This window comes from Isoptericola sp. NPDC060257 (genome assembly GCF_042726645.1).
GTDB lineage: Bacteria > Actinomycetota > Actinomycetes > Actinomycetales > Cellulomonadaceae > Isoptericola > Isoptericola nanjingensis.
The window spans coordinates 1-3936 of sequence record NZ_JBHXAW010000350.1 but is presented as its reverse complement, the minus strand read 5'-3'; the positions used below and the strand labels follow the sequence as shown (position 1 = coordinate 3936).

Annotated in this window: 5 protein-coding genes, 1 pseudogene and 1 riboswitch; of the genes and pseudogenes, 4 read left to right on the top strand and 2 right to left on the bottom strand. The window is 75.6% G+C overall.

What is annotated here, in order from left to right; genetic code table 11:
• Window positions 1-958, bottom strand: a 958-nt coding sequence (locus ACFWEK_RS19755) for a DNA polymerase IV (protein ID WP_430555143.1), incomplete at its 3' end; no start/stop codon positions are given.
• A gap of 46 nt (window positions 959-1004) precedes the next feature.
• The gene (locus ACFWEK_RS19750; RefSeq protein WP_430555142.1) at window positions 1005-1424 is read right to left on the bottom strand and encodes a MazG nucleotide pyrophosphohydrolase domain-containing protein; all 420 of its coding nucleotides are present in this window, start codon (window positions 1422-1424) and stop codon (window positions 1005-1007) included.
• Between the two features lie 148 nt (window positions 1425-1572).
• Here ACFWEK_RS19750 and ACFWEK_RS19745 point away from each other — a divergent pair, with 148 nt between their 5' ends.
• The 4 genes and pseudogenes from ACFWEK_RS19745 to ACFWEK_RS19730 all read left to right on the top strand — a co-directional run.
• Window positions 1573-2127: a DoxX family protein gene (locus ACFWEK_RS19745; RefSeq protein ID WP_430555141.1), complete on the top strand. Its 555-nt coding sequence runs from the start codon at window positions 1573-1575 to the stop codon at window positions 2125-2127.
• A gap of 139 nt (window positions 2128-2266) precedes the next feature.
• Window positions 2267-2400, top strand: a riboswitch (SAM riboswitch).
• Between the two features lie 21 nt (window positions 2401-2421).
• Window positions 2422-3015, top strand: coding sequence for an NADPH-dependent FMN reductase (locus tag ACFWEK_RS19740; RefSeq protein ID WP_430545391.1), 594 nt, complete (start codon window positions 2422-2424; stop codon window positions 3013-3015).
• Window positions 3012-3578 (top strand): flavin reductase family protein, encoded by a 567-nt coding sequence (locus ACFWEK_RS19735; RefSeq protein WP_430545390.1) that lies wholly within the window; start codon window positions 3012-3014, stop codon window positions 3576-3578. The genes ACFWEK_RS19740 and ACFWEK_RS19735 overlap by 4 nt, the downstream gene beginning before the upstream one ends.
• Before the next feature lie 14 nt (window positions 3579-3592).
• Window positions 3593-3936, top strand: a pseudogene (locus tag ACFWEK_RS19730) (nitrilotriacetate monooxygenase); the annotation flags it as partial.

Below are 3936 nucleotides of genomic sequence, written 5' to 3'. Positions count from 1 at the left end.
CCGCGGCGGTCGCCTCCTCCAGGGAACGCGTCGGTGCCGGCAGCTTCCGCGAGAGCGTCCGTGTGAAGAACGGCGCGTACCGCACCTTCAGGCCCACCCGGAACACTGCCCGGCCCTCGGCCTCGGTGTCCGCGTGCGCCTGCGCGGCGAGCTCCCGCAGCGCCGCCGTGACCTGGTCGGCCGTCGTGAGGTTGCGCTGGTAGGTGGTCTCCCGGCTGTGCCCGCGGGCCACCCACGGGGTGTCGTCGACGACGGCGGAGCCCTCCCCGCGGCCCAGCTCCCCGTACCAGGCGCCCATCCGCGGCCCGAGCTCGCCGACCAGGACCGCGTCGTCCGCCGCGGCGAGCTGCGCGACGGTGTCGATGCCGTGCGCCGCGAGCCGCTTCGACACCCGGGAGCCCACGCCCCACAGGTCGGCGGTCGGGCGCTCCCCCATCACCTCGAACCAGTTCTCCGCGGTGAGCCGGTAGACGCCCGCCGGCTTGCCGAACCCTGTCGCGATCTTCGCCCGGACCTTGGTGTCGCCGATCCCGACCGAGCAGCGCAGGTCGGTCGCGTCGAGCACCGCCCGCTGGACGGCGTGCGCGAACTCCTCCGGGGCCTCCCCGTCGTACCCGAGGAACGCCTCGTCCCAGCCGAGGACCTCGACCACCGTGCCCAGACGGCGCAGCGCCGCCATCACCTGCGCGGAGGCCGCCTCGTACACCGGGTGGTCGACCGGCAGGATCACCGCGTCCGGCACCTTGCGGGCCGCCACGCGCAGCGGCATCCCCGACCGGACGCCGTACGCCCGCGCCTCGTACGACGCGGTGGAGACCACCGCGCGCTCCGTCGGGTCGCCGCGTCCGCCGACGATCACGGGCCTGCCCGCGAGCTCCGGGCGCCGCAGCAGCTCGACCGCGGCCAGGAACTGGTCGAGGTCGACGTGCAGCACCCAGCGGAAGCGGCGCGCGCCCATGCCCCGAGTCTGCGTCACGTCACGGAGGTCCGCGCCGTGCAGGGACCTACGCGTGTCCCGCCGGCGGCACGACGAGGTCGCCCAGGTCGGGCGGCCGGTAGCCCGCCCCCTTGAGCACCTTGCCGTCCGACCGCCGCAGCACCCGGCCGTCCGCGTCCACCTTGCTCATGTTCGAGCGGTGGACCTCGACGAAAACCGCCGGCAGGTCGATCCCCAGCACGTCGGCCGCGCCGTAGGTGACGTAGAGGACGTCGGCCAGCTCCTTCGCCACGGCCCGGTACGCGGCAGTGACGTCGCCGCCCTCGGCCAGCCCCGTCGCGAGGTCCGCGAGCGCCTCCGCCGCCTCCCCGGACTCCTCCGCCAGCAGCGCCCGGCGGTGCTCCGCCAGACCGGGTCGGGCGGTCTCGACCTCGAGGTCGAACGCCGCGCGGAACTCGGCGACACGTCGCATCGGCTCGTGGTCCATGCCGGCACCGTAGGCGGTCCCCGGTGCGTCGTCGAGCGGGTGAGGACCGGGCGAAAACCGGGGGCGCGCGCATTCCCGGCGCCGTGGGCCGCTCTCTCCCAGGGCGACCACCCCCGGGTCGCGCCTCCCCCTGGAAGAGAGCACCACCATGTCCGTCTCCACCCCGACCCACCGCACGACCGCCGGCACCCGCGCCCCGGGCGCCCCCGCCGCCCGTCGCCTCCCGAACGCCCTGGCCGAGCAGGTGGCGCTGCGGCTCGACGTCGCCGTGACCGCCCTCGCCCGGTTCCTCACCCGGTGGTCCGTCCCGGCCCTGCGGGTCGCGCTCGGGCTCGTGTTCCTCGGCTTCGGCGTCCTGAAGTTCTTCCCGGGCGCCAGCCCCGCCGAGGAGATCGCGGGCCGCACCGTCGAGACGCTCACGCTCGGGTTCGTCCCCGCCACGACCGCCGTCGTCCTGGTCGCCGTCATGGAGACCTTCATCGGGCTCACGCTGATCTCCGGCCGCCTGCTGCGGGTCGGGCTGGTCGCCCTCGCCGTGGCGATGGTCGGCATCCTGTCCCCCGTCGCGCTGTTCGGCGACGAGCTGTTCGGGCACGGCATGACCCTGCTGGGCCAGTACGTGCTCAAGGACGTCGTCCTGGTCGCGGGCGCCGCCGTCGTCGCGGCCGTCGCGCTCGGCGCGCGCCTGCGCCTCGAGGCCTGACGAGTCAGACGCCCTCGCACCACCCCGGAGCCTCCGGCCGTCCCCCGGCCGGAGGCTCCGGCGCGTCGGCGTGTCCGGATGGTGAGAAGTCTCCGGACGGCGCTGGCGCTCGCCGGATCGGCTGCTATACCTCCGCCCAGGTCACGAGCCCCAGCGCGAAGCCCCGGCTGGCTGGGCAGCAACCCCACGTCACGGCGGGGTGCTCCGGGAGATGACCTGGCCGCCGGCCGGTCCGCGCACGCGGGCCGAGACGCCGTGCGGCAAGCGTGATCGACGGACTGCGAGGGACGACCCATGACCGAGAACACCCGCCCCGCCACCCCCTCCGTGGTGGTGGTCTCCGGCAACCCGCGCGCGGGCTCGCGCACCCTGACCGCGGCGGAGACCGCCGCCCGCCGCGTCGCCGAGCTGCTCGGCGCCGCGGACGTGGCGACGATCGAGCTCGCGGCGTTCGCGGGCGAGATCCTCACGGCCGCGCACCCGGCCGCCGACGCGGCGAAGGAGCGCCTGGCGCGCGCCACGGTCGCCGTCGTCGCGACCCCCGTCTACAAGGCCTCCTACACGGGCCTGCTCAAGGCGTTCCTCGACCTCTACGGGCCCGACGGCCTGGCGGGCGTCGTCGTCGTGCCGCTCGTCGTGTCCGGCAACCCGGCGCACGCCCTCGCCGGCGAGGCGCACCTGCGGCCCGTGCTCGTGGAGCTGGGTGCGGTCGTGCCCACCCGCACCCTGACCCTCACCGAGGCCCAGCTGCCGGACCTCGGCGAGGCGCTGGACCCCTGGTTCGCCCGCTGGGCGACGCCGCTGCGCCGGGCCGCCGGCGTCCCCGCACCGCCGGCCGCCACGACCACCACCCCCACGACCACCGAGCTGACGGGAGCCGCCCTGTGACCACGGAGCACGCCCACCAGCGCACCGACCTGTCCGCGCTCTCGGGGATCGAGGAGCTCCTGGCCCAGCAGGACGAGCCCCAGCTGTCCCCTGACGAGTTCAAGACGGTGTTCCGCCAGCACCCGGCCGGCGTGGCCGTCGTCGCGCTCGAGCACGCGGGCCGCCCCGTCGGGTTCACGGCCACGTCCGTGATCTCCGTGTCCGCCGCACCGCCCCTGCTCGCGTTCTCGCTGGCGTCCACCTCGTCGTCCTGGCCCGCCGTCTCGACGGCCAGCACGCTCGCGATCAGCTTCCTCGCCGATCACCAGGACGACCTCTCCGCCCGGTTCGCCACCAGCGGCATCGACCGCTTCGCGGGGGGCGGCTGGACGGCACTTCCCTCGGGCGAGCCCGTCATCGACGGCGCCGTCTCCTGGGTGCGCGCCCGCGTGCTGCAGCGCACCCCGGTCGGCGACAGCTACCTGGTCTCGCTGCGCGCGCTGCAGTCCGGGTCGGACGGGACCTCACCCCTGGTCTACCTCGACCGCACCTACCACCGGCTCGGCGACGAGTCCGCGATCTGACGGGACCACGACACATGACCGACCTCACCACCCCCTTCGTCGTCGGGCTCGACGTCGACGGCGCGGGCGCCCACCCGGCGGCAGCCGCCGCGACAGGCCTCACGCCGGCCGAGACCGTCGGCGCGCCTCGCCTCGCCCGCAGCGTGCGGCGGGCCGAGAACGCCGGCGTCACCTTCGCGACGTTCGCCGACGCGCTGCTGCCCGCGGTCGCCGGGTCGCCCGGCTCGGCGCGGCTCGACGCCGTCACCCGCGCGGCGTTCGTGGCCCGCACCACCACCACGATCGGGCTGGTGCCCCAGGTCCCGGCCACCTACCCGGAGCCGTTCCACGTCGCGGCCCAGCTCGCCTCCCTCGACAT